The 232-nt window shown below is 46.1% G+C and carries 1 protein-coding gene; it reads left to right on the top strand.

Going from position 1 to position 232, the window contains the following annotated elements; all coding sequences use genetic code 11:
* A partial coding sequence (locus LK536_RS59200; protein WP_506092388.1) for a hypothetical protein occupies positions 1-208 on the top strand: 208 nt, incomplete at its 5' end.
* Between the last annotated feature and the right edge of the window lie 24 nt (positions 209-232).

The following is a 232-nucleotide window of genomic DNA, read 5'->3' as shown; positions in this document are numbered from 1 at the left end:
GGAGAGAAGAAGGGGAGAGAAAGAGAAGAAGAAAGAGGAAGGGAAGGGAGAGAGGGGGGAAGAAAAAAAAGAAGAGGGAAGGAGAAAAGAAAAAAAGAAGGGGAGGAGAGGAAAGAGGGAGAGGAGGGGGGAAGAGAAAGGGAGAGAGAGAAAGGAGGGGAGAAAGGAAACAAGGAAAAACGGATTAAGAGGCTTAGAGAACAAATAAACGACAGTACCACATTGAACCTGA

Origin of the sequence: Clostridium pacaense, assembly GCF_020709765.2 — a bacterium.
Lineage (GTDB): Bacteria > Bacillota > Clostridia > Lachnospirales > Lachnospiraceae > Enterocloster > Enterocloster hominis.
This window is presented reverse-complemented; position numbering and strand designations above follow the sequence as displayed.